This window comes from Chryseobacterium sp. MEBOG07 (assembly GCF_021869745.1).
Classification (GTDB): domain Bacteria; phylum Bacteroidota; class Bacteroidia; order Flavobacteriales; family Weeksellaceae; genus Chryseobacterium; species Chryseobacterium viscerum.
Genome location: NZ_CP084579.1, coordinates 1,391,965 through 1,415,519, shown reverse-complemented (window position 1 = coordinate 1,415,519; position 23,555 = coordinate 1,391,965). Strand labels below are relative to the sequence as shown.

The 23,555-nt window shown below is 34.5% G+C and carries 19 protein-coding genes; 12 read left to right on the top strand and 7 right to left on the bottom strand.

What is annotated here, in order from left to right; all coding sequences use genetic code 11:
• The first annotated feature begins 13 nt into the window (after positions 1-13).
• The 8 genes from LF886_RS06485 (at position 14) to LF886_RS06450 (ending at position 10,594) form a co-directional block, all read left to right on the top strand.
• The gene (locus LF886_RS06485; RefSeq protein ID WP_236853358.1) at positions 14-1,642 is read left to right on the top strand and encodes an AMP-binding protein; all 1,629 of its coding nucleotides are present in this window, start codon (positions 14-16) and stop codon (positions 1,640-1,642) included.
• Positions 1,643-1,913: 271 nt separating this feature from the next.
• Positions 1,914-3,542 carry an alpha/beta fold hydrolase gene (locus LF886_RS06480; RefSeq protein ID WP_236853357.1) on the top strand — a complete coding sequence of 543 codons (1,629 nt, stop codon included), beginning with the start codon at positions 1,914-1,916 and terminating at the stop codon, positions 3,540-3,542.
• Between the two features lie 65 nt (positions 3,543-3,607).
• Positions 3,608-3,790, top strand: a complete 183-nt coding sequence (locus LF886_RS06475) for a class I lanthipeptide (RefSeq protein ID WP_103231653.1) — start codon at positions 3,608-3,610, stop codon at positions 3,788-3,790.
• Positions 3,791-3,858: 68 nt separating this feature from the next.
• On the top strand, positions 3,859-4,776 hold the full coding sequence (locus tag LF886_RS06470) for an LLM class flavin-dependent oxidoreductase (RefSeq protein ID WP_103231652.1): 918 nt from the start codon (positions 3,859-3,861) through the stop codon (positions 4,774-4,776).
• A complete protein-coding gene (locus LF886_RS06465) occupies positions 4,769-5,923 on the top strand; it encodes a lanthionine synthetase LanC family protein (RefSeq protein ID WP_124534453.1) in 1,155 nt (384 codons plus the stop codon). Before LF886_RS06470 ends, LF886_RS06465 begins: the two co-directional genes overlap by 8 nt.
• Positions 5,920-8,970 (top strand): lantibiotic dehydratase, encoded by a 3,051-nt coding sequence (locus tag LF886_RS06460; protein WP_236853355.1) that lies wholly within the window; start codon positions 5,920-5,922, stop codon positions 8,968-8,970. Before LF886_RS06465 ends, LF886_RS06460 begins: the two co-directional genes overlap by 4 nt.
• A gap of 1 nt (position 8,971) precedes the next feature.
• Positions 8,972-10,207 carry a DUF6625 family protein gene (locus LF886_RS06455; protein WP_236853353.1) on the top strand — a complete coding sequence of 412 codons (1,236 nt, stop codon included), beginning with the start codon at positions 8,972-8,974 and terminating at the stop codon, positions 10,205-10,207.
• Positions 10,208-10,222: 15 nt separating this feature from the next.
• A complete protein-coding gene (locus LF886_RS06450) occupies positions 10,223-10,594 on the top strand; it encodes a hypothetical protein (RefSeq protein WP_236853352.1) in 372 nt (123 codons plus the stop codon).
• A gap of 67 nt (positions 10,595-10,661) precedes the next feature.
• Here the strand turns inward: LF886_RS06450 and rpoN are convergent, their stop codons facing one another.
• The 7 genes from rpoN to LF886_RS06415 form a co-directional block, all read right to left on the bottom strand.
• Complete coding sequence (gene rpoN / locus LF886_RS06445) at positions 10,662-12,125, bottom strand: RNA polymerase factor sigma-54 (protein WP_124534461.1); 1,464 nt, start codon at positions 12,123-12,125, stop codon at positions 10,662-10,664.
• A 159-nt stretch (positions 12,126-12,284) separates the two neighbouring features.
• Entirely contained in the window at positions 12,285-13,733 is a 1,449-nt protein-coding gene (gene asnS / locus LF886_RS06440; RefSeq protein WP_236853350.1) for an asparagine--tRNA ligase, read from the bottom strand.
• 763 nt (positions 13,734-14,496) lie between these two features.
• Positions 14,497-16,308, bottom strand: coding sequence for a helix-turn-helix domain-containing protein (locus LF886_RS06435; RefSeq protein ID WP_236853348.1), 1,812 nt, complete (start codon positions 16,306-16,308; stop codon positions 14,497-14,499).
• 85 nt (positions 16,309-16,393) lie between these two features.
• Positions 16,394-17,035, bottom strand: coding sequence for a hypothetical protein (locus LF886_RS06430; RefSeq protein ID WP_236853345.1), 642 nt, complete (start codon positions 17,033-17,035; stop codon positions 16,394-16,396).
• 25 nt (positions 17,036-17,060) lie between these two features.
• A complete protein-coding gene (locus LF886_RS06425) occupies positions 17,061-18,134 on the bottom strand; it encodes a fatty acid desaturase family protein (RefSeq protein ID WP_236853344.1) in 1,074 nt (357 codons plus the stop codon).
• Between the two features lie 18 nt (positions 18,135-18,152).
• Entirely contained in the window at positions 18,153-18,617 is a 465-nt protein-coding gene (locus tag LF886_RS06420; protein WP_236853342.1) for a hypothetical protein, read from the bottom strand.
• Entirely contained in the window at positions 18,614-19,252 is a 639-nt protein-coding gene (locus tag LF886_RS06415; protein ID WP_236853341.1) for an LA_2272 family surface repeat-containing protein, read from the bottom strand. The genes LF886_RS06420 and LF886_RS06415 overlap by 4 nt, the downstream gene beginning before the upstream one ends.
• Positions 19,253-19,603: 351 nt before the next feature.
• Here LF886_RS06415 and LF886_RS06410 point away from each other — a divergent pair, with 351 nt between their 5' ends.
• From LF886_RS06410 to LF886_RS06395, 4 genes are all read left to right on the top strand, one after another.
• Positions 19,604-20,515: an XRE family transcriptional regulator gene (locus LF886_RS06410; RefSeq protein WP_236853339.1), complete on the top strand. Its 912-nt coding sequence runs from the start codon at positions 19,604-19,606 to the stop codon at positions 20,513-20,515.
• Positions 20,516-20,528: 13 nt separating this feature from the next.
• Positions 20,529-21,335 carry a helix-turn-helix domain-containing protein gene (locus tag LF886_RS06405; protein WP_109738408.1) on the top strand — a complete coding sequence of 269 codons (807 nt, stop codon included), beginning with the start codon at positions 20,529-20,531 and terminating at the stop codon, positions 21,333-21,335.
• Positions 21,336-21,558: 223 nt separating this feature from the next.
• The gene (locus LF886_RS06400; RefSeq protein WP_236853337.1) at positions 21,559-22,398 is read left to right on the top strand and encodes an SDR family NAD(P)-dependent oxidoreductase; all 840 of its coding nucleotides are present in this window, start codon (positions 21,559-21,561) and stop codon (positions 22,396-22,398) included.
• A gap of 156 nt (positions 22,399-22,554) precedes the next feature.
• Positions 22,555-23,469 carry a helix-turn-helix domain-containing protein gene (locus LF886_RS06395; RefSeq protein WP_236853335.1) on the top strand — a complete coding sequence of 305 codons (915 nt, stop codon included), beginning with the start codon at positions 22,555-22,557 and terminating at the stop codon, positions 23,467-23,469.
• Positions 23,470-23,555 lie beyond the last annotated feature (86 nt).

Here is a 23,555-nt window from a genome sequence, read left to right as displayed (position 1 = left end):
CAAATCTTAAACTATGCCCTTATCTTATGTTTATGGAACTTCAGAAGTTCCATTATTAGGACAGACCATTGGAGCCAATCTTAAAAGGACTGTCGAAAAATACCCCCACCAGGAAGCATTAGTCTGTGTTCATCAGAATTACAGAGCTACTTACCAAGAATTTTACAATCAAACAACAGCTGTTGCAAAGGCTTTATTGCTTTTAGGAGCAAAATCGGGTGACAGAATCGGAATATGGTCTTCCAACCGATATGAATGGGTACTTTTGCAGTATGCCACTGCGAGGATCGGAACTATTTTAGTGAATATCAATCCGGCCTACAGAACCCATGAACTGACTTATGTCCTTAATCAATCTGAAATTCGTTTTATTTTTTCTTCTCTAAGCTTCAAAACCAGCAACTGTAAAGAAATGGTGGAATATGCTAAAGAAGTATGTCCATCCCTCGAACATGAAATATTTTTTGATGAAAACTGGGAAGAGTTTGTCAATAACGGACAGGATATTTCAGATGAATTCCTTCACAGCTTTGAAGAACATGTACAGTTTGACGATCCTGTTAACATTCAATATACTTCAGGAACTACTGGCTTCCCAAAAGGAGTAACTCTTTCCCACCACAATATTTTAAACAACGGATATTTCATTGGTATCAGGCTAAAATATACTGAAAAAGACCGTGTCTGTATTCCTGTTCCTTTTTATCATTGCTTTGGTATGATTATCGGAAATATGTGCTGTACGGCCCATGGAGCCTGTATGGTTATTCCCAACGATAGTTTTGATCCCGAGATTACCTTAAAAGCTGTTTCGGACGAAAAATGCACCTCTTTGTACGGTGTACCCACTATGTTTATTGCTGAACTGGCTGTAAAAGATTTTGAAAAGTATAATTTTTCAAGCTTAAGAACCGGAGTTATGGCAGGCTCAGTATGTCCGCCGGAAATCATGAAAAAGGTGGAGAACCTTATGAATATTAAAGAAATGAGCATTTGCTACGGAATGACGGAAACTTCACCTGTATCTACTCAAACTTTAATAGGAACACCGTTGGAAAAGCAGGTGGGCACTGTAGGAACCGTTCAGGATCATCTTGAGATCAAAATCATTGATGAAAATGGCAGAACCCTGAAGCGCGGGGAACATGGTGAGCTTTGCACAAGAGGCTATTCTGTGATGCTGAAATACTGGAATGATCCTAAAAATACTAAAAAAGTACTGGATGATGCCCGTTGGATGCATACCGGAGACATGGCGGTAATGGACGAAGATGGCTATATCACTATTTCCGGAAGAATAAAAGACCTTATTATCCGCGGTGGAGAAAATATTTCGCCTAAAGAAATTGAAGATTTTTTATATACCTATACCAACATCCTGGATGTTCAGATCATTGGAGTTCCGAGTGAAAAATACGGGGAAGAAGTAATGGCCTGGGTAAAAGTGAGAAAAGGATTTACGATCACCGCTGAGGAACTGCAAGAGTACTGCAAAGGAAGAATAGCCCACTATAAAGTCCCGAAATACTGGAAGTTTGTAGATGAATTTCCAATGACCATTTCCGGAAAAATAAGAAAGGTGGAGATGCGGGAAGTTTCTATGAAAGAATTGGGGATGGAAAATGTAAAAAATCATAGCTAAAACTGCTTTTTGTCGAAAAAAAATTAATAACTCTGATTTTTTCAAAAAAAATTAGAGTTATTAAAACACGAATAAGTGAAAAATACGAAAAACAGACACTCTATCAAACCTTATATTAAATATAAATTTGATATATATTTTTCCACATAAACCACAAATAGCCATAAAATACAAACAAAAACAATAAATATGACAAATATTTTATTTCATTTTTTTCCTTATCAGGTGATTAATATGAAATAAAATAATATATTTACAAAAAAGCTGAAACATGAAAATTGTATTGGTACTAGGTGCTCTCTTACTTAGTATAAGTATTTATTCACAAAAAATTTCCGGGAAAGTTGTCAATGAAAATAATGAAGTTGTTTCTTACTGCTCAGTAAGCTTGGAGAATATAAATACAAGTACAATTACAGACATCAATGGTAACTATTCAATAGAAATCCCTGAAAATGCAAAAAAAAGTGATTTTATCATTTTTGAATCCAATGGTTATGAAGATAAAAAGGTTACCCTACAAGGAATAACCACAGATGCCAATATCAGATTAAGCAAAAAGATCAATGCCATTCAGGAAATTAATATAACCGGAAAAAAAACAAAGAAAGACGTTTTGGGGGCTAAAAGCAGACCAATGCTCACTTTTTCTAAAATGTTTGATCAAAATGTTCCCACTATTGAACAGGGACAAATATTCAACATTTATAAGTGGACTAAGCTTAACAGCTATAATTTTTTCATTATTCCGAGCTCTAAATTCAAGGAAATTACTTTAAAGCTCAATATATATTCTGTAAAGAATAATTTACCGGATGAATCTCTCCTTCAGGAAAATATAATATTTAAAACCAATACTACAGGCTGGCAAACCATTGATCTGGAAAAATATAAACTCATTTATAATGACCTGGACCAGCTGGCGATTACCTTACAGCTTGTTGAGAATGTACCTCAGGATAATATAGATTTCGTATTTGGAATCTCTGCAAAAAAAACATTGTCCAATGACTTGCTGTTCCGTTATCAAAGTCAGGGGAAATGGGAAGCCAGCGGAGGAAGCTTTATCTCCAATATTGATATTAATTATATGAAGGATAAAAAGGAAAGCGTTTCTAATAATGTAAGCCCAACAGACAACAGCCCTGAGGATAAGATGTTGATGGATTATTATCAAAATAAAGAGAAGGCCAAGAAAACTGTTTATGGAAAAAATAAATCCGGAAAATATATTGACCTCAAGAATGCTAAAATATATTATGAAGAATATGGAAGCGGAGAACCACTTGTCCTGCTACATGGGAACAATGGCAGCATATCAGATTTCTATAACCAGATTCCTGATTTAGCCAAGCAATTCAAAGTGATTGTATTGGATACAAGAGGACAAGGAAGAAGTACAGATCTTTCCACAGAGGATTATACCTATGAAGAGTTTTCTGAGGATTTATTAGCCGTAACAAAAGAACTTAATATCAAAAAATTCAATATCGTAGGATGGAGCGACGGCGGAATTACAGGTTTGTTATTTACCATTAATCATCCTGATTTAGTTAATAAGCTGATCGTTATTGGAGCGAATACCAATCCCGAAGGTATAGAGCCTAAAACCCTGGATATCTTTAAAAAACAGCTAGAAATAAAAGATGCTCCTAACCAAAGATTAATAAAACTGATGGTTCAGCATCCTCATATAGAAACAGAGCAGCTAAAAACAATTAAAAACCCTGTTTTGATTATCGCAGGAAGCAATGATGTGATCAAGGAAGACCATACAAAATTGATCAATAGCAGTATTCCCAACTCAAAGCTATTGATTGTTCCCGATGCGTCTCATTATGTTCCGTTTGAAAAACCGGACATCCTTAATAAGTCGATCATCAACTTTTTAAAAATATAATTTAATTGATAATAAAGCGGAAACCGAAAAGCTAACGAGTAGGTACAAATTAAAATTTTTACACCATGAGCAAAAAGCTTACAAAAAAGTTAACTTTCAAAAAAGAAAAGTTATCTCATTTAAACTCTGAAGAAATGAAATCTGTAAAAGCTGGAAAAGAGCTAGTAACATCTGTTTTTGATTGTTCACACTGGACATGTACAGCTGGAAGCAGCAGATCTACAAACCTTTGTGTTTGTCCTGCTTAGTAAATCAGAAACATTTTACAAAAATTGTAGCTACTCCGTAAGGGGTAGCTGCTTTTAATAGCTCTATTATGGCAAATAAATTAAAAATAGGCCTTTTAGAATTTGGCATAAGAGAAAACTCACTCAACAATTCTAAGAAATCATTATACGATATCATTGACTATGCTACAAGAGCTGATGAACTCGGTTTCTCCAGATTCTGGGTTACTGAAAACTATTTTTCAAAAGCACATGACATGGCCTGGTCTACTCCCGAAATGCTGATTCCCATCTTATTAGGATTAACAGAAAAAATAAAAATAGGAATCGCCGGAGTTATTTTACCCTTACAAAGCCCATTCAGAGTGGCTCACAATTATAAGTTGTTATCCAGTTTATATCCCAAAAGATTAGACCTAGGGTTCGTTAAAGGACTCGTTGGTGAATATGATCTTCAATATTTTAATGTGGATGTAGATAAAGAAAACTACTTTTCGTCATTTCTTCCAAAGCTGGAATCTACATTAAGCTTTCTGAGAGAGGAAAGTGAATTTCTAAAAAAAGATTTAATTATCCCTCCTTACAAAGGAAATATTCCGGATGTATGGTATATGGGATCATCACACTCAGGCTTAAAAGTCGCTTTAGAGCATGATCTTAATTTTGCAAGATCTATCTTTCATGGAGAATCAAACAAAGATTATCTTAAAGAAGAATTACAAAATTTTAGAACAGAATATAAAGCAAAACATGGAAAAGAACCCTCAATGGTACTTACTTTTTCAGGCTGCTGCCATAAAACAAAACAAAAGGCGATCAATGTTGCTAAAAGGAGTACCAACAACGATATAAGCAATATAAGCCTTGTTGGAGACGGAAGTTTCTTTCAGGAAAAACTGCTGGAATTTAAAGAACTCTACGGATATAATGAATTTATGTTTAATAATATCTCGAAATCGCATAAAGATTCTTTAACAGCTATAGAAATATTAAGCCAATATGTATAAAGATAAAATTGACTTCTTTTTGACCCAAATTTCAGAAAAATGTAATGAAGACCAAGGTGAAAACATTACATTCAGTCTGGGAAATGGGTATTACTCATTATTTTACAACAATGATGTTGAGATTGAAAAAATTGAGGAACTCATTGACATGGCTTCAGAAGCTTCTTATTCCTCATTTGCTACCGGCAGCTTAGCCATCATCTACTTCATGAGGCTTTTGCATAATGCCAATATTATTACGGATGAAGACATTGAAGATATAGAAGAAGATTCTATTGAATTTTTCTTAGAATTACTTTCTGCCGCTGCAGACAGGAAGGAGTACGATCTATTTACAGGGCTGATCGGATTGGGAATTTATTTTCTTGAAATTAAAAAATTCGATGCTGCGGCCAAAATAGTGTCTTATATAGACCATTTAAAACATGAAAGAAACCAATCCTTTTTCTGGATTGATCATATAGTAAAAGAAGACAATATCATTGACCTTGGTCTTGCCCACGGCCAGCCTTCTATCATCTCCTTTTTAGCTGAATGCTATCATAAAGGCTGTGAGAAAGAAACGTGTGCAAAACTGATAAGAGGAAGTGTCAACTTTCTAAAAGAACTTTACGAAGAAAATAAAGATTCACAATTCATATTTCCTTCAAAACTCAATATCGCTACAGGAGAAAAACAATTATCAGAAAGGCTTGCATGGTGCTATGGAGACTTGGGAGTTGCTATAAGCATCTGGAAAGCTTACACCGTTCTGCAGGATGAGGATCTGAAGGCGATGTGCCTTGCTATTATTCTGAATTTATCAAAAGTAAAAGCAGACAAGTCCGGGGTTTTCTACAGCCAAAAAAATGAATGTATAGACACTGGAATATGCCACGGAACATCCGGAATCTCTCATATATTCAATAAATTCCACAGAATATTTCAAAATCCAGAACTGAAAGAAGCACACGATTACTGGATGTCCTTAACCCTACAACAGCTGGATAAAGGAGCAAAGTTCCCTTATGACCTTAAGAATGACGAATGGGTAGAACACACAGGACTTTTGGAAGGTATTTCCGGAGTAGGAATGGTATTGCTGGACTATCAGTATCCCGATAAAGCCAGAGATTGGGATAAAATTTATTTAATGAACATAGGATGAAATACAACGATATAGAAAAACTGAACTTTTATCTGCTGAGAACACCACTTCTTCCACAGAAAAACATTGATCAGTGGGAAGAGGATATCAATACAGAAAGTTTCCGTAATACCATTTATTTATCATCACCGGATTTGTATGAACAGCTCATCAACTGGGACGAAAAAAAACTGTCCAAAGAAAAAGCTGATAAAATAAAAAAATCTCTGCTTAAATATTGGCTGAGAACTCATTTCAGAACCATCCCTTTCGGAACCAATGCCGGTGTAAGTATGGGCGAATGGAGTGACAGCACAAACATAACCCTGGATAAAGAACAGGATAAAATATATGCAAGACTGGATATGCAGCTTTTGCATGATATTACGGTAAAGTTGGAAGAGAATATGCACGTGAGAAAGGTTTGTCAATTCTATACCAACAACACGATATACAGCACTAAAAATAAGTACCGTTATATTGAGCCTACCATAAAGGATTCAGGGTTGAAATATGAAATTATTTCTACAGAAAAAAACAAATACCTGAATTCGATCATAAAAGCATGTCAGGACGGTTTAAAGCTTTCTGCGATTATAGAAATATTAGTTAATCAGGACATTTCTTATGAAGACAGTTTCGACTATATCAACGAATTGATAGATTCAAAAATTCTTGTCAGTGAACTTTCACCCAAGGTTACTGACAAGAATTTTCAGGATTCTATGTATCAGTTTTTGAAAGATTTGAAAATCCCTTCAGATAAAGAAAATAATGAGGATGCAGAATTGATCCCCAGCCTGATTACCATTTTTGAAATTGTACAAAAAGCCAACAAAACCAATAACACATTTCTTGCTGTAGATCAGATTTCTGAAATATTAACCTCAATAGGGATTAAAAACCACAAAAAAAATATCCTTCAGACCGATTTACTGAAAGGCAAAACTTCCAATACGCTTGATAAGAAGATTTTTAAAGATTTTAAAAAAGTACTTTCAACTGTTTTTCAGATTGGAGCAGCTGATACAATTGATTCTCTGGATAACTTTAAAAAAGAATTTACGGCAAGGTATGACCAGCAGGAAATTCCGATACTATTAGCCCTTGATCCGTTATCAGGCATCAATTACCCTTTACATTCGGATAATGACAGCTCTAATCTGACAGACGGAATTCAATTTAAGTCTGAAAACACGACCAATATCATTCAGGGATCCCTGAAATGGAACCAGTTTTTAGGAGAAAAATTAATTAATGCTCTGAAAAACAATGAAGATTTAATACAAATTACTCAAGAAGAAGTTCATCCATTTTTAGAAGAGAATAAAAATATTCCTTTCTCAATGTCTTCATTGGTACATATCTATGAAGATCAGGAAGGACAGCCGATTATTTTCCATAAATTCAGTGACGGACCTTCATCTTCCACTTATTTGGGACGCTTTTGTCATATGGATGACCAATTGGAGGAATCAGTAAAAAATGCGCTGTCTGAAGAAGAGTCTTTCTTTGACGGGCAAATCATTGCTGAAGTGGTACACAATCCGCAGCCAAGAGTCGGGAATATTACGATCAGACCGCATTTAAGGAAACATGAAATCCCAATCATTAACCGTCACAATGCAGATAGCGAACCCATCTATCTGAATGATATTATGATTTCTGTTAAAAATGACAGAATTGTTCTTCGTTCTAAAAAATATAATAAAGAAGTTATTCCAAGTCTTTCATCTGCACATAATTATAACCTGCATAAAGTACCGATGTATCATTTTCTCTGTGATCTTCAGTACCAGCACATGACGCCTTCCTACAACTGGAACTGGGGCATGTTTGTCAATTATGAATATCTACCCAGAATAATGATCCATAACGTGATTCTGTCGAGAGCTTCATGGCTGTTGGATTACAATAAAATATTCAAAGGCAAGAAGGCTTCTATTCAGGTTTTTAAAGAGTATTTAACGGAGAAAAACATTCCTGAAATCTGTGTTTTCACAGAAAAAGACATGGAACTTCCCGTATTTACAAACAATGCCCTGTCACTGGAAATTCTCTTTGACCATCTATTGAAAGAAAAGCAGATCAGGGTGCTGGAAAATCTTTCTGGACAATACAAGACTGTGACTAAGGATGAGAACGGAAATCAACACAGCAATGAATTTCTTATTCCATGGCATAATTCCAGCAGCAAAAAGAAAGATAAGCTTACCCTTTTCCCTGTAAAAAATACAGTGGTCAGAAATTTTGTTCCCGGAAGTGAGTGGCTTTTTTATAAGATTTATTGCAGTACAAAAGTTTCGGATCAGATCATTAAAGATACCATCTATAAATTCGCCAATGGACTTGTTAAAAAAGGAATTATACAAAAATGGTTCTTTATCCGTTACAGCGATCCGGATATGCACATCAGAATAAGATTCCTGACGACATCGCAGGATCATACTCTTTCCAGCCAGATCTATCAGTTGCTTGACAAATATCTGACCAGAGAAATGATTATCCATAAAATTGTTCTGGATACCTACAACAGGGAGATTGAGCGATATGGTGAAACCACAATAGATCAGATGGAAAGTATTTTTTACTTCGACAGCGAATGTGTCTGCCAGTTAATGAAAGAAGCTGAATACACAGAAACTCCCATCTGGAAAGCTGCCGTTGCAGGAATCAACCGTATTCTTGATGATTTCGGCTACCCTATAACGGAAAAAAGAGACATCTTACACCAGCTCGCCAACGGATACGGAAACATGCTTGATGATCATTCTAAACAGACATTGAAAGATAAGTATAGGGATCACAGACATCAGACACTGGAACTTCTGGCTGGTACAGATGAATTCTCTAAAATTCTGAATGCCAGAACTAAAAAAACAGCTCGTTACATTGTTGAAATTAAGGAATTGCAGTCTCCGCAGATGGTAAAATCATTGGTGGTAAGTTATATCCATATGTTTATCAACAGAACATTTGCTTCGAAACCGAATATCCATGAGTCTATCCTGTATTATTTTTTACATAAAAGCTATGACTCATTGCTGAATATTAAAAAACTGACGTAAGATGACCAGAATCGCATTAATAAACTGTTATTTTGGCAAAAGCTGGCCTGAGTATTTCACCCATTTTTTATACAGCTGCAAATACAATCCGGATGTTGATTTTTTATTATTCACCAACCTGGAAGCTCCTTTCCATTTACCGAATGTCCATTTTATAAAGATCAATAATCTTGCTGAATTCAGTACAATTGCCAGCGAAAAACTGAACCTTGCTATCAACATTCTGGATGGCTACAAATTGTGTGATTTTAAGCCTACTTATGGATTGATATTTCAGGAATATTTAAAGGAATACGACTTTTGGGGATACTGTGACATTGATATTATTTTCGGGAATATCCGATATTTTATCACAGAGAAATTATTGGAAAAATATGATGTTATTTCACCCCACAAAAACTATCCTGCCGGATTTTTTACCTTGTTGAAAAACAATGAGCAGTGCATTAATCTATTCAAACAAAGTAAAGATTACGCCCATGTTTTACAAAATACACGTCATTTCTGTTTTGACGAATGCAACTTTGAATTTAATCTTGTTCATACCAAAGATATTACAGAAATAACGACCGAAATTGAAAGTTTCACTCTTGTTGTAAGAAGGCTGGAGCTTCAAAAAGAAATTAAATATTATCATAAAAACATTGTTCAGGAGTTTGTTTATTCTAATGTAACCCATCATTGGGTAGAAGGTAATATTTTCAATACCGTAACGGAAAAGCAATACCTGCTGATTCACCTTATCAATCTTAAGGACAATCCGTATTTCTTTATAGATCCTTTTGAAGCAAAGGGCAATTTTTCCATTTCTCCACAAGGAATTCATTATAAATCTAACAAAATTTCTTATCCATTAAAAAAGATCAGGAGAAAAATAGAGAAAAGAGTAACCCATGCACGATACAGATTTTTACTACTGAAATCTAAGCTTCTCGCTTATACCCAAAAGCAGCATGTCAATTTTCTGGAAGAACAGTCTTACAAGATTGGAAAAACACATATTACCTTTTATCCACAGGATAAGAACAAACTCATCATTATTAACGAAGGCGAAAACGTACTCCATTATAATCAATTCTCTCTTTATAAGCTTAGGGATAACCAATGGATCGGAGTAAGCAAAAAGAATATCAGTACTATAGATTTTCATTATAAAAACCAGGAAGATATTCCCTATAAGATAAGCATAAAGAGTATAAAGAATCGTATCACAGAGAACGCCTACTATATTTATTAAAAAACTTCAACATCTATGATTGCAAAATATGATTATTTACTGTCCTTTAATTTTTTGTTGAAGAAATTTATACAACAGCATAAAAAAGCAGGAAAAATACAAGACTATACCTTATCGGTAGATGATTATAATTTCCTTAGCTTTTACAATATACTACAGAATGATTTTGATATTGAAGCAATGGTGATAAGGCTGGATGACTGGGAAGATATTGAAGAACTCAGTTTCCCGGCTATTGCTTTCTTAAAAATCAATGGAGGAATCTTTGTATTGATGAATGATTATAAAGACGGAAAAGTATATTGGGAAAGCAAAGAATACGGAAAACAGATCAATACATTTAATCTCTTCAAAAGAATAAGTGACAATATATTTCTGATTTCCTAGTGGTATCAGATGAATTTAAAATACAAAAAAGGTGAATCTGTCTATTCACCTTTTTTATGTATTACTATTAAAGTTCTTTTCTTAATCTTGCGACAGGAATATTAAGCTGTTCACGATATTTTGCAATCGTTCTTCTTGCAATATTATAGCCCTGTTCTTTTAGAATAACCACTAAAGCATCATCTGTAAGCGGTTTTCTCTTATTTTCTTTGCTGATAACTTCCTGAAGATGAGTTTTGATCTCTTTCGTAGAAACCTCTTCTCCATCATCATTCGTTAAGCTGTCGGAGAATAGATCTTTAAGATATACAATACCGTTAGGAGTATCTGCATACTTACTTTTTACTACCCTTGAAATTGTTGAGATATCAAATCCTGTGATATCTGCAATATCCTTTAAAATCATTGGTTTCAGTGACTTTTCGTCACCGGTAATGAAATAACCTTTCTGGAATTTTACAATAGCTGTAATCGTCTGTAACAACGTATTCTGGCGCTGGTTAATCGCATCGATATACCATTTTGCAGCATCCAGTTTTTGCTTGATAAATAATGCAGCCTGCTTATGTTCTGATGAATTTTTATCATGAGAATAAGTCGTCAGAATATCTTTGTATTCTTCAGAAACTCTTAAAGTAGGTGCATTTTTGCTGTTCAGCATAGGAATTACCAGGCCGTCTTTTACCTGAATCACAAAATCCGGAATAATTTCCTGATTAATTGTAATCGTCTGGGTATCAAAATTCCCTCCTACTTTAGGAGACAGTTTTGAAATTTCATCCAAGGCATCTTTCAGATCTTCTTCTTCAATATCATATTTCTGAATGATCTTATTATAATGCTTATTCGTTAAAGCTTCGAACTGATGTCTTAAAATATTGGCAGCCAAAGAAACTGCTTTATCAGAGCTTACTTTCTTTTCAATCTGCAGGAGTAAACATTCCTGAAGACCTCTTGCTCCTACACCGGATGGATCCAGTTTCTGAACATAGTTCTCAAGGATATCCTCTACTCTTTCTTTCGTTGTATAAATTCCCTGTGAGAAAGCCAGATCATCCACAATAGACTTGATTTCTCTTCTCAGATATCCGTCTGTATCTAAGTTTCCGATAAGATATTCTGCAATCTTCAGATCTTCATCACTGATATTCACCAGGTGAATCTGCTCTGTAAGATAGTCATATAAGGACTGTCCTTCTGTCAGAAGACTTTCGTTATCAAATTCCTCATCATCCGGAGAATAGTTACTGGATGCGGTTTTATAGCTAGGTTCGTCGTCATAGATATATTCATTGACGTCGAAATCTGTTTCGATGCTTTCCGTACCCTCATCCTGATAAGCGTCTTCCAGGGAAGAATATTCATCTTCCTTAGATTCTTCTTTTGCAATTTCCAAAGCTGGGTTTTCTTCTAACTCTCTCTCCAACTCCTCTTCAAATTCAAGAGTATGGAGCTGAATAAGCTTCATCAACTGGATCTGCTGAGGGGCCAGCTTCTGTCCTAATTTGAGTTGTAAGTGTTGTTTAAGCATATTCTTATTTGCGTTTTAACATAACATATTCTACGAATTTAATAAATTTATTTGATAAAAAATACATTTAGCATGATTTTTGCATTACTTATCCTAATATAATAAACTATTAAAGAATAAAAAAAGCCTTAACTTGTGATTAAGGCTTTTTTTATTGTGCTAGAATTCAGCGCTTTTCGGTGTTCTAGGGAAAGGAATTACGTCTCTGATATTTGTCATTCCTGTTACGAAAAGAACTAATCTTTCCAATCCTAAACCAAAGCCTGCATGCGGTACAGAACCGAATTTTCGGGTATCAAGATACCACCAAAGTTCGTGCTCATCTACGTGCATATCTGCCATTTTCTGTTTTAAAACATCCAATCTCGCTTCTCTTTCTGATCCACCAATGATTTCACCGATACCAGGGAAAAGAACATCCATAGCAGCAACGGTTTTGTTGTCATCGTTCAGTTTCATATAGAAAGCTTTGATTTCTTTCGGATAGTCAAATAATACTACCGGGCTTTCAAAATGTTTTTCTACAAGGTATCTCTCATGCTCAGACTGAAGGTCTGTTCCCCATTTTTCAACCGGGTAAGCAAATTTTCCTTTTTTATTTTCTTTAGAGTTCAATAAGATTTCGATGGCTTCTGTATAGCTTACACGCTTGAAACGCTTCGCTATTACATTCTGAAGTTTCTCGATAAGACCTTCTTTCGCTCTTTCTTTTTCTGGTTTTGTCTTCTGCTCTTCTTCAAAACGCTTGTCTAAGAAGTCAAGATCATCCTTACAGTTATCCAATACATACTGGATCACATATTTCAAGAAATCTTCCGCAAGGTCGATATTGTCTTCAAGGTTGTTGAATGCCACTTCCGGCTCAATCATCCAGAACTCAGCAAGGTGTCTTGTCGTGTTAGAGTTTTCAGCACGGAAAGTAGGTCCGAAAGTATAAATTCTTCCCAATCCCATTGCTGCAGTTTCTCCTTCCAGCTGTCCTGAAACAGTAAGGTTTGTTTTTTTACCGAAGAAATCCTGTGCAAAATCAATGTCTCCTTCTTCAGTTCTCGGCATGTTGTTCAGATCAAAGTTCGTTACCCCAAACATTTCTCCTGCTCCTTCTGCATCTGCTCCTGTAATAATCGGTGTGTTGATGTAGAAGAACTGGTTTTGGTTGAAGAATGAGTGAACTGCAAAGCTTACTGCATGACGCACTCTGAACACCGCTCCGAAAAGGTTTGTTCTGAATCTTAAGTGTGCCTGCTCACGAAGTTTCTCAAGGCTGTGCTTCTTAGGCTGAAGAATCGTGCTTTGAAGCTCTTCCGTAAAGTTATCTCCTAAAATGATGATTTTTTTAGCGATAATTTCCACAGACTGTCCTGCTCCCTGGCTTTCCACCACTTCACCTACAACTTTCAATGAAGAAGCAGTACTAATATTCTTGATGATTGTTTCATCAAAATTTTCGAAATCAACAACTATCTGCAAATTATTAATCGTAGAACCATCATTAAGCGCAATAAAGCGATTGGCACGGAATGATCTTACCCATCCGTAAACTGTAATGTCATGATGTAATACTTTCTTGTAATCCTTTAGGATTTCTTTGATCGTTTGCTTTTTCATTTGTTGATGATAAATTTTTTATATAAAAATTAATGTCTGCAAAGTTACAAAAAAACAGCGCAACTTGATGGTTGCGCCGTCTTTAAAAATCATTTAACAAGCATTTAAACTTTCAGTTCAGGAAATTTACCTTTTCCTTCTGCAGACTCTTCTTCATTTTTAGGTTACATTTCCACATAATATGATCCTGAACTTCAATAAAAACCCATATTGACCCGGAGTTAACACACTTACACTATCACTTTTAGAAAGAATAAAATTTTATTTTTACTCTAAGTTTTCATGGAATTAGTTTTACTGTACTGAAATGGTTATTAGTTTTTAAGTGATAATTTGATTGTAAACTACCGGTCATTCATCCATTTTTAGACTATACTATACTTTTAAACATTGTGAAGGATTCAACGGGTTTTGTTTTACTTGTTTCATGATTTTCCACAATCACTATACTTTACATTTTTAATTTATGAACATTTCTTCGCTACTTACATCTTTGTTTTTTTAACTGATTTTCATTTCTCAATGATCAGTTTCGTTAATAATTTCTGTTATACAATTCCTGATTTACTTTTTACTGATCAGCAATCTGGAATTGATATCTTGTACTGTGCACATACAAAATAAAGGTGTTGTGTTTTTACCTGAAGCAAAGATGCAGCAAGAGAAATAATGATACAAGTGAATGGTTTATAGATTCATAAATTTATATACCTAAAATCATGAATCTATAAATAGTAAACAATTGAAAATAAACAAACTAACCCTAAATCTTAGTCATGTTTTCAATTTCTTTCAGATAGATAGAAAGGGGTGTCCCGGTTCGTTTTTTGAAGGCTAAAGTGAATGCCTGTTCATTATTATATCCTAATTCTTCAGCAATAAAAGGAATTTTATAGGACCTGAATTTCCTGTCATTGGCCAGTCGACTGATGGCATAGTCAATACGGAGATCATTAAGATACGTTGCAAAGTTTTTCCCTTTGTAGGTATTGATAATTTCCGACAGATATTTGGAGTTTGTTTTTATTTTTTTTGCAAGACTTCCCAACGTAATTCCTTTGTTCAAAAACTGATCTTTGTTTTCAAATATTTCAAGTTCTTTTAAAATGGTTTGGGCAATATCTTCAGAAATTGTTCTGGATGTTCTGTCTTCTGGATTTCCTGTATTTTCTATGGAAAGAGGTTCAGCCAGAATTTCTTTTTTGATTTCAGATTCATTCCTCTTACCAAATCTATTTTCATTAACAGACTGAATCAGATCCTGAGCAATTTTTTTATAGTTCTTTTCGGATTTTTTATATTTAAAATAAACGTTGATAAATAATAAATGTGATATCAACAGCATACTAAGAACAATATAAAAAAGGTTCTTTCTCTTTTGAAGTTCATTGGTAATGGACTCTTTTTCCTGTACCAGTTTCGGTGCATCATACCTTTTAGGAAGTTCTCTGGAAATATACATAAACTGGGAATCCAGTACATGATCTACTTTTAAAAACCTTTCTACAAAGTACAATTGCTGTTCTTTATCATTATTTGCTTTGTAGTGGTCAATCAGATAGGTGTAAACGTCTCTAAGTTCAGGATAAACATAGTCAGTTTTAAGAACCATAGAGTCAATTTTTGTAAAACATTCTATTGCTTTATCCGTTTCCTGAAGCCCTGCATAGGATTTTCCTAAATTTAAGAGCGTATAATTTTCGTTTCTATTACTTGGGTTTTCTGTAGTGAAGAAGAATTTTTTACATTCCAATAAATTATCAATAGCCAGCTGGTATTTCTTTGAATGCAAATGATAGTAGCCTAATAAACCTAGCCCCTGATGATAAGCATAGTCATTTTTACTTTTTTTAGAAGCCTGCAAACCTTCCTGAATCAATATATAGGCAGAATCCATTTTATTGATTTCTATATAAGCATCCGCCAATTGGAGTCTGATATGATTATGCTCCTCCTCCTGCATATAATTAGCATTATACAGATAATACCTAAGTACTTTTGCTGTTTCAGCGTGCTTCCCGATGTAATTATTCAGGGAAGCAATACTGATATCTGCCATGGCAATCTGCCTTTTATTTTCCTTTTCTTTTGCGTATTTCAGACCTAAGATATAATTATTCAATGCTGCCTGAAGATTGTCGACTTTTAGATAAAGATTTCCTCTTAATAAATAGGTTCTGGCCGGGTAATAATTTTCTTTGGAGTTTTTGGTGATCGTCTTTAAACTATCCAGGTATTTTAATGCGTTGGGTAAGGTTTCGTCAAAATGAGCCATGACATAGCCTTCAGCAATGAAAGTATTATTCTTTTCCGATTTGGCCTTTTTCAGATAACATTTCGCGATTTTCCGCCTTCTGTTGATATCTGTAGTTTTCACATCATAGAATTCATTTTCCAATTCCTGATAAGTCCGTTCTTCCGAAATATTTTTTTCAATTCTGTTTGTTTGGGCATAAAATACGTTACATACAATCAATAACAGTATCAGATATTTTACTTTCATCACTCCTCCTAGGTATCCTACAAAAATATTATTTTTATTCAGTACATTCATTAAACCTTTTTGTTTTTTCATGTATTGATCAATCTATACATTAAGATTAATGCTGATCAATTTACAAAAAAAGAGCACAGTCAGATAATTTTACTTACTTCAAAAATCATTTCCACTCTACTTTACCCTCCAGATAATATACTCTTCCATTGTTCTCATAAAGAAGATCATATCCCTGAGAGGTCAGATAAAAATGGCAGACTTTCATCTCACCATTTCTATCTTTAAAATTAAGAACAGCAGGACATATTCTGGCATGATCCATTTTCTTTACGATCAGGTCAAAATTCTTCTGAATATTCTTTTTATTGTACAAGGACAGCATCCGGTCATTAATAAAACGGATATATTTCAGGGATGAAAGAGGATAATTAATCAATGTAAAAGGTTTTCCTGCTAGCTTAGCAGCATTTTCATTAAAAAAATTCGTAATTGAAATACTGTCCTGGGTGATGTTTTTCACCACACTTGATTCATATCTTTTTCCATCCGAAAATTCCATGCTGTATATTGCTTCCATTTTAACAGCGAAGCCTTTCTCTGATTTTTTTAAATCGTTAAGGTCTGTAAATTCTTTTCCTTTTTTGATGATAATCAAAACATTTCCTTCCCCATCATCACAGTCATAATATTTTTTATAATCAAAAGGTTCTTCTATTTGGGTATTCACGGTGTCATTGGTTGTATTTTGTGAAAAAATACGTACTGAAAACAGTAATAAAAATAATACCAGTTTATCATTTTTCATAGGTTAATTATTTAATGGTTTAAAATCACTTACTTAATTTTTTGAGGTATTGATAATGTGAAACCACTGCATCCACAATGCTTTTCTCATGATAGGGAAAATGGTTTCTGACTGCTGCTTTTTTGATCGCCGGGGTAATAATAGTATAAACCGTATGAGGCAGTCTTGGAAAAAGATGATGGGCTGCATGGGAATTGAACCCTCCGAAAATCCAGTTGCCCAACTTGCTGGTTGGATGATAATCAAGCGATACGGCTAACTGATGTTCATAATAATCATACGGCAGATAACCGTCATCATCAGCTTTCGGAAAATCTGTTTCAAGGCTCAGGTGAGAAATAATCAGAGTCAGTACAAAAAATAACGAAATTGTCACATGCATGATGATGAAAGATAGGAGAATCGTCAGCACAGGAATATGGGTATAAAGAACAGGCAAAACCAGCATATAGGTGAAGTAAGCCAATTTCAACAGAACTACCTCTACAACAGAAATGAATGAATGATTCTGATTTCTAAGGTTGGCCAGCTCTTTTTTTCTGACATAAATAAAATCTTTGATGACAATCCAATGTAAAGTGTAGAAACAATACAGTACAGTTGCATATAAATGCTGATAGGCATGTATTTTTCTTTTTGGATGATGAGCAGATAACCGTAAAAAAATATTATCATCAATGTCAGCATCACAGCCATCCACATTCGGGAATACGTGATGGGAGGCAATGTGTCTTTTTCTCCAAAGTCTTGCATTCACTCCCTGCAGATTAAATACGATATAATAAATGATCCTGTTTGCTCTTTTATATTTTGAAAATGTATTGTGTACACAGTCATGAGCACAATTAAACGCCAATAATATCCCTGTAAGTCCTAATACAATATAATTCAAAATGACTGCCCAATTCTTATTTTCCATGTAAGAATTGAAAAGATTGACATACAAGAGCAGAAAAGTCAAAGAATAAAACAAAAATTTAATCATCATCAATCTTCCGGCCTTTTCCATTACTTCATCCGTCAGCAATACATTCACCTCTTCACGCAATTCTGAATAGAAAGGAGAGGTTGCCTTTTTAAATCTGATTTTTGGTTTCATAATCATTGTATTAATCATTTAAAAGACAAGATTAATTCCCATACCCCATCGGAATCCTTTAATTGGGAATGGTTTATACGTATTATATTCGAAGTTGTACCCAAATTCTGCACAAAAGAAATGGTAAAAATTGATTCCTGCTTTGGGTGAAACTGCATAAGGTGAAACTCCGGCACCGACATATAAAGATGATACCTCTGCTCCATCCTGAAACGAAACAACTTTTCTGAAATAATCAAACTCCGGAATGACCAGCAGTCTTCTTTCGTCCCACCAGTTAAAGTGACCTCTTAAGCTGTAGTAATTCTTATCACCATCAGTTAGTTTTGTTCCTATGGACAGGAATGCTTTATTATCCAATGAAGTTCCTTCAATTCTGGTACTAAGAAGAATAACCAACCATTTTTTCTCTTTAATTTCTTCAAATTGAGCTTTCAGAAAGCCACAAAGAAATAGTGCGGTGATTACAACAAACTTTTTCATAGCGCCTTATTTACTTTTTGTTTCTTAAAATTCCAGTTGATCAGAGGAAGTTTTCTCTTTCCGTTCTCATTCCATCCGCCAATCTGTATTCCTATGAAATCATCACATTTATTGTACAAACCGATTTGTATTCCTCTGCATTTCTTTCCAATATTGGCCAATGGTGCTACAGAAATGCCTTTCATCTCATGATGCAGGTTAAAAAAAGGGGAGACAGACATTCCGTTGGTCACCGCATAGGTGTTGACATTACTGGAAACATTGATCTCAAGGCCATTGGTAACTGTAGGCTCCATATTGATCAGCGACAATTGAAGTCCGTTGATCGTATTCATCTTTTCACGGGGAATAATTACATAATCATTACTTCCTGGTAATTGTAAGTTGAAAAGTATCAACGGCGGAAGGAAAATACCCAGAAAATTGAATCCCATTCCCAATCCGTTTACTTTTTTAGGTTTAAAATGATCTTCCTCATCATAATATTTGAATAAAACTCCATTGACATTTCGGACATTCTTTGAAGGTGAAGCTGCGATCAATCTCGGTTTCAAAGAATCAACTTTTAAACTGTCTGATGCATAGGCCAGACTATTGAATAAAAGAGCTGCTGCTAATAAAATTCGTGTTTTCATAACTTTTTATTTTAAAATTATAGTTCAAAATTATCAGCAGAAACCAAAGTTCCGAATGTGAAAAAAAATTAAAAAAAATGTGCTATTTGCGAAAATCACAAAATGTATGGATGAGGGAATAAAATTTTTAATTTATACAAGTAGGGGCGGGAAGCCGGAAGAAGGAGGTTGGAAGTTACTTTCAGTGATAAATATCAATAGTCGGTATAATGTCAAATTGTTGTTAGATCGTAATTTATTCTTTCGACCTCCAATACTTCCCTTCTCCCAGCTTCAAGCTTCCCGCCTTCTAAACAGAAATTCAACAGCTCTTTCCACAAAAAATGCTACATTTGTGAAAATCACAAAACTATGCACCAGGAAGCTTTATTGAAGGAAATCCGAAGAAAAATCGGAGACCTATCTTTGAATGATGAGATTGCCAATATTCTTAATATCAGCTATGATGCAGCCCATAGGAGAACTTCTCTGAAAGCTAAATTCAGTTTTGAAGAAGCACTGGAGCTTGCCAAATACTATCAAATCTCGTTAGATCAATTCCTGGGAACAGAAAATCAATTGGTTGTCAAAAGAACACAACCTGTAAGAACCACTGAAGACCTTTTAAATTATTTTGAAAACTCTCTGAAGATTCTGAACGTATTCCAGAATATTACCCATTCTAAAGTATTTTATTCCGCAAAAGACATCCCGTTTTTTTATACCATTTCAGATTCTATTCTCTCCCGTTTCAAGTTTTATGTATGGATGAATTTACTGAATCAGGATAAATTTTTAAGCCCGTTTCATGAATTCAATATGGAATATCATTCTGTAAAAAATGAAATGCTGAAAGATCTTTACGACAAACAAAATGTAACAGAAATCTGGAATGACACTACCATTATGAGTGCTTTAAGACAGATTTCTTTTTACTACGAAATGGGATTATTAAAGAAAAATGATGTTGATCTGATCCTTGACGACCTAAGAAAATTAATTGAAGAACTGGAAAGTAAAACACTGGAAAAAACTAATTTTCAAATATATGTCAATGATTTAGTAATTTTAAACAATAGTATTTTATTCAAAAATGAGCAGCAATGTTCCTTTTTTGTTCCTTTCAGCATGTTCGGATATATGATGACCAATGATAAACTCACCTGTGAAGATTCCCTGAGCTATTTTGAACATCAGATCAAGAACTCAAAATCTTTGAATGAATCCGGAAACCGGGAAAGGAAAATGTTTTTAATAAGATGTATGAACAGATTGACCGCCTAAAACAGAATTTATTATGAATACTCTTCGTAACGGCGAATATTTTGGAGATACCAATCAATTGATCAATTTGGAAGGATTGACGATCACAGACACGGAGTATACGCATCCTTATGTAGACTGGCATTATCATGAAAATGCTTACTTTACTTTTCTTCTTCAAGGCAATATGACAGAGGGAAACAGAAAAGAAACGTATGAATGCTCTGCGGGAACATTATTGTATCATCATTGGGAAGATCCTCATTACAATATCAAACCGGATATTTTTACGCGAGGCTTTCATATCGAAATTTCACAAAGCTGGTTTGACCGGTTTGATATCCAGAAAAATAAAGTGGAGGGCAGTTTTAATATAAAAAATCCAGCCTTTAAATTATTGGTACATCAGATTTTCAAAGAGACTAAAACCAATGACCCTTCTTTTGAGCTGACTGTCAATCAGCTGTTATTGCATCTTTTCAGTCAATTAACCTTTCAAAAGGAAAATACCGAAAGAAAACCTTTATGGGTAGGTCAGATTAATGAGATCTTACATGAAAGCTTTACTGAAACATTGAACCTTACGGAGCTTTCTAAAACATTGAACATCCACCCTATTCATTTAAGCCGAGATTTTCATAAATATTTTCATTGTAATTTGGGAGAATACCTGAGAAAATTAAAGGTTAATAAATCAATGGAACTTCTCATTTCACCAGCTTCTTTAACGGATATTGCTCTGGAATGCGGTTTTTCAGACCAGAGTCATTTTACAAGGTGTTTTAAAGAAAACATAGGAATAACCCCACTGAAATATAGAAATCTTCTGAAAATCTATTAAAATTTATTGACAATCAGAGAGGTTGTTTCAAAAGTATCATTCAGAATCTCAAACAATTGATCATCAATAAGATTCTTCCTTCGTCAAAATGACAGAATCCAAATAATTTGACTTTTGAAAACATCATTCACGATTTGGATACATCATTCCCCGATTCGGCTACATTTTACCCTCTGTAACTTTCCATCTTTGTACCATCATTTAAACAAAAAAATATTTAAAAATGGAAACAAAAAAAGTATGGTTCGTGACAGGAGCTTCAAAAGGCTTAGGATTCGAGTTGGTAAAAAAATTGTTATCCGAAGGATTTCAGGTTGCTGCCACTAGCCGTACCGTTGAATCCCTGATTTCTACTATCGGAGATGCTTCTGAAAACTTCCTGCCACTTAGCGTCAATATCACTGATAATAACGATATAAAATCTGCTATTGCAAAAACAGTTGAACATTTCGGAAGAATAGATGTGGTTGTGAACAATGCCGGTTATGGACAGATCGGAACACTTGAGGAACTTACTGATGAGGAAGCAAGAGAAAATTACGCCGTGAATGTGTTCGGAACGTTAAATGTGATCAGAAATGCGATGCCTTATCTTCGGGAACAAAGATCTGGAAACATCTTCAATATTTCTTCTGTCGGTGGATATTCGGCTAATTTTCCAGGTTGGGGAATTTACTGCTCAACAAAATTTGCTGTTGCCGGATTTACAGAAGCATTGGCTGAGGAGGTAAAGGATTTCGGAATTCATGCGACGGTTGTTTATCCTGGGTATTTCCGCACAGACTTTTTGAATAAAGATTCCGTAAAAACGCCTGCCAATCCTATTCAGGCTTACGAAGCGGCAAGAAATTCTGAACAGGCCCACCTTAATGAAATCAATGGAAACCAGCCTAATGATCCTGAAAAAGCAGCTGATGTTCTGATCCAGATCAGTAAAGAGAAAAATCCACCTGTACATTTATTATTAGGGGTAGGAACCATAGAGTTTCTCAATAATAAGATTGATATTTTAAAGAAAGATGCTGAAAAATGGGAAAAACTGACGGTTTCTACTGCAATTTAATCTGGTAAAATATCCTTCGGCTCTGCTCGGGTTGTCTCTAAGCAATGTGTTTGAATCATTTGAACATAAAATTTTAGAGAAGTCAGTCTGATCGGAGTCGAAGACTTTTTGAATCAATGTGTTATACTTTTTACAAAAACAACTAACTTCGCTATTATGAAACAGCCCGTTCGTTTTAATTCTATTTCAGATTTTCATGCTTTCTGTAGTCTCCCGAATCCTGAGCATCCGCTGATCAGCCTGATAGACTATAGTAAAGTGCATTATGTAGTGGATGATAATGAATTGAAATGGATCCAGAATTTTTATTCGATTGGTTTGAAAAAAAATGTCAATCCGAGATTCAACTATGGACAGCAGCAATATGATTTTGATTCAGGAGTGCTGTGTTTTATTTCGCCACAACAATATTTAAGCCTGGAAATAAAAAAGGATATCGAAGTGAAACCCACAGGATTTTTGTTGCTGATTCACCCTGATTTTTTATGGAACACTGCATTAACCAAGAAAATAAAATCATATGATTTTTTTAGCTACCAGGTAAAAGAGGCTCTTTTTCTTTCTGATAAAGAGGAGAAAATATTAGTTGATGTTTTTAAAAATATTGAACGGGAATATCAGTCAAACACTGATAAATTCACTCAGGAACTCATTATCTCACAGATAGAATTATTACTGATTTATTCTGAGCGTTTTTATGAACGTCAGTTTTTCACCAGAAAAAAATCAAGTCATGAATTATTACACAAGTTTGAAGACCTTCTTTCTCAATATTTCGAAAACGGAAATCTTATAGAAAACGGAATTCCATCAGTGAAGTGTATCGCCGACCAAATGAATATTTCCCCTAATTATCTTGGAACGCTGCTTCGCCTTCATACTCAGCAAAATACACAACAGCATATCCAAAATAAATTAATTGATTCTGCTAAAGAACGTTTGAGTACTACAAGTTTATCCGTGAGTGAAATTGCCTATGAATTGGGATTTGAACATCCACAGTCTTTCAGTAAGCTTTTTAAACAAAAAACAAATCAGTCACCAGGAGAATTCAGAAGATTATTCAATTAAAAAGTATCCTTATTTGGTAAGAGATCGATAATACAATAGAAATGTTAATTTCATTCTATTTTACTGTCAGGAAGTTCATTATTTTT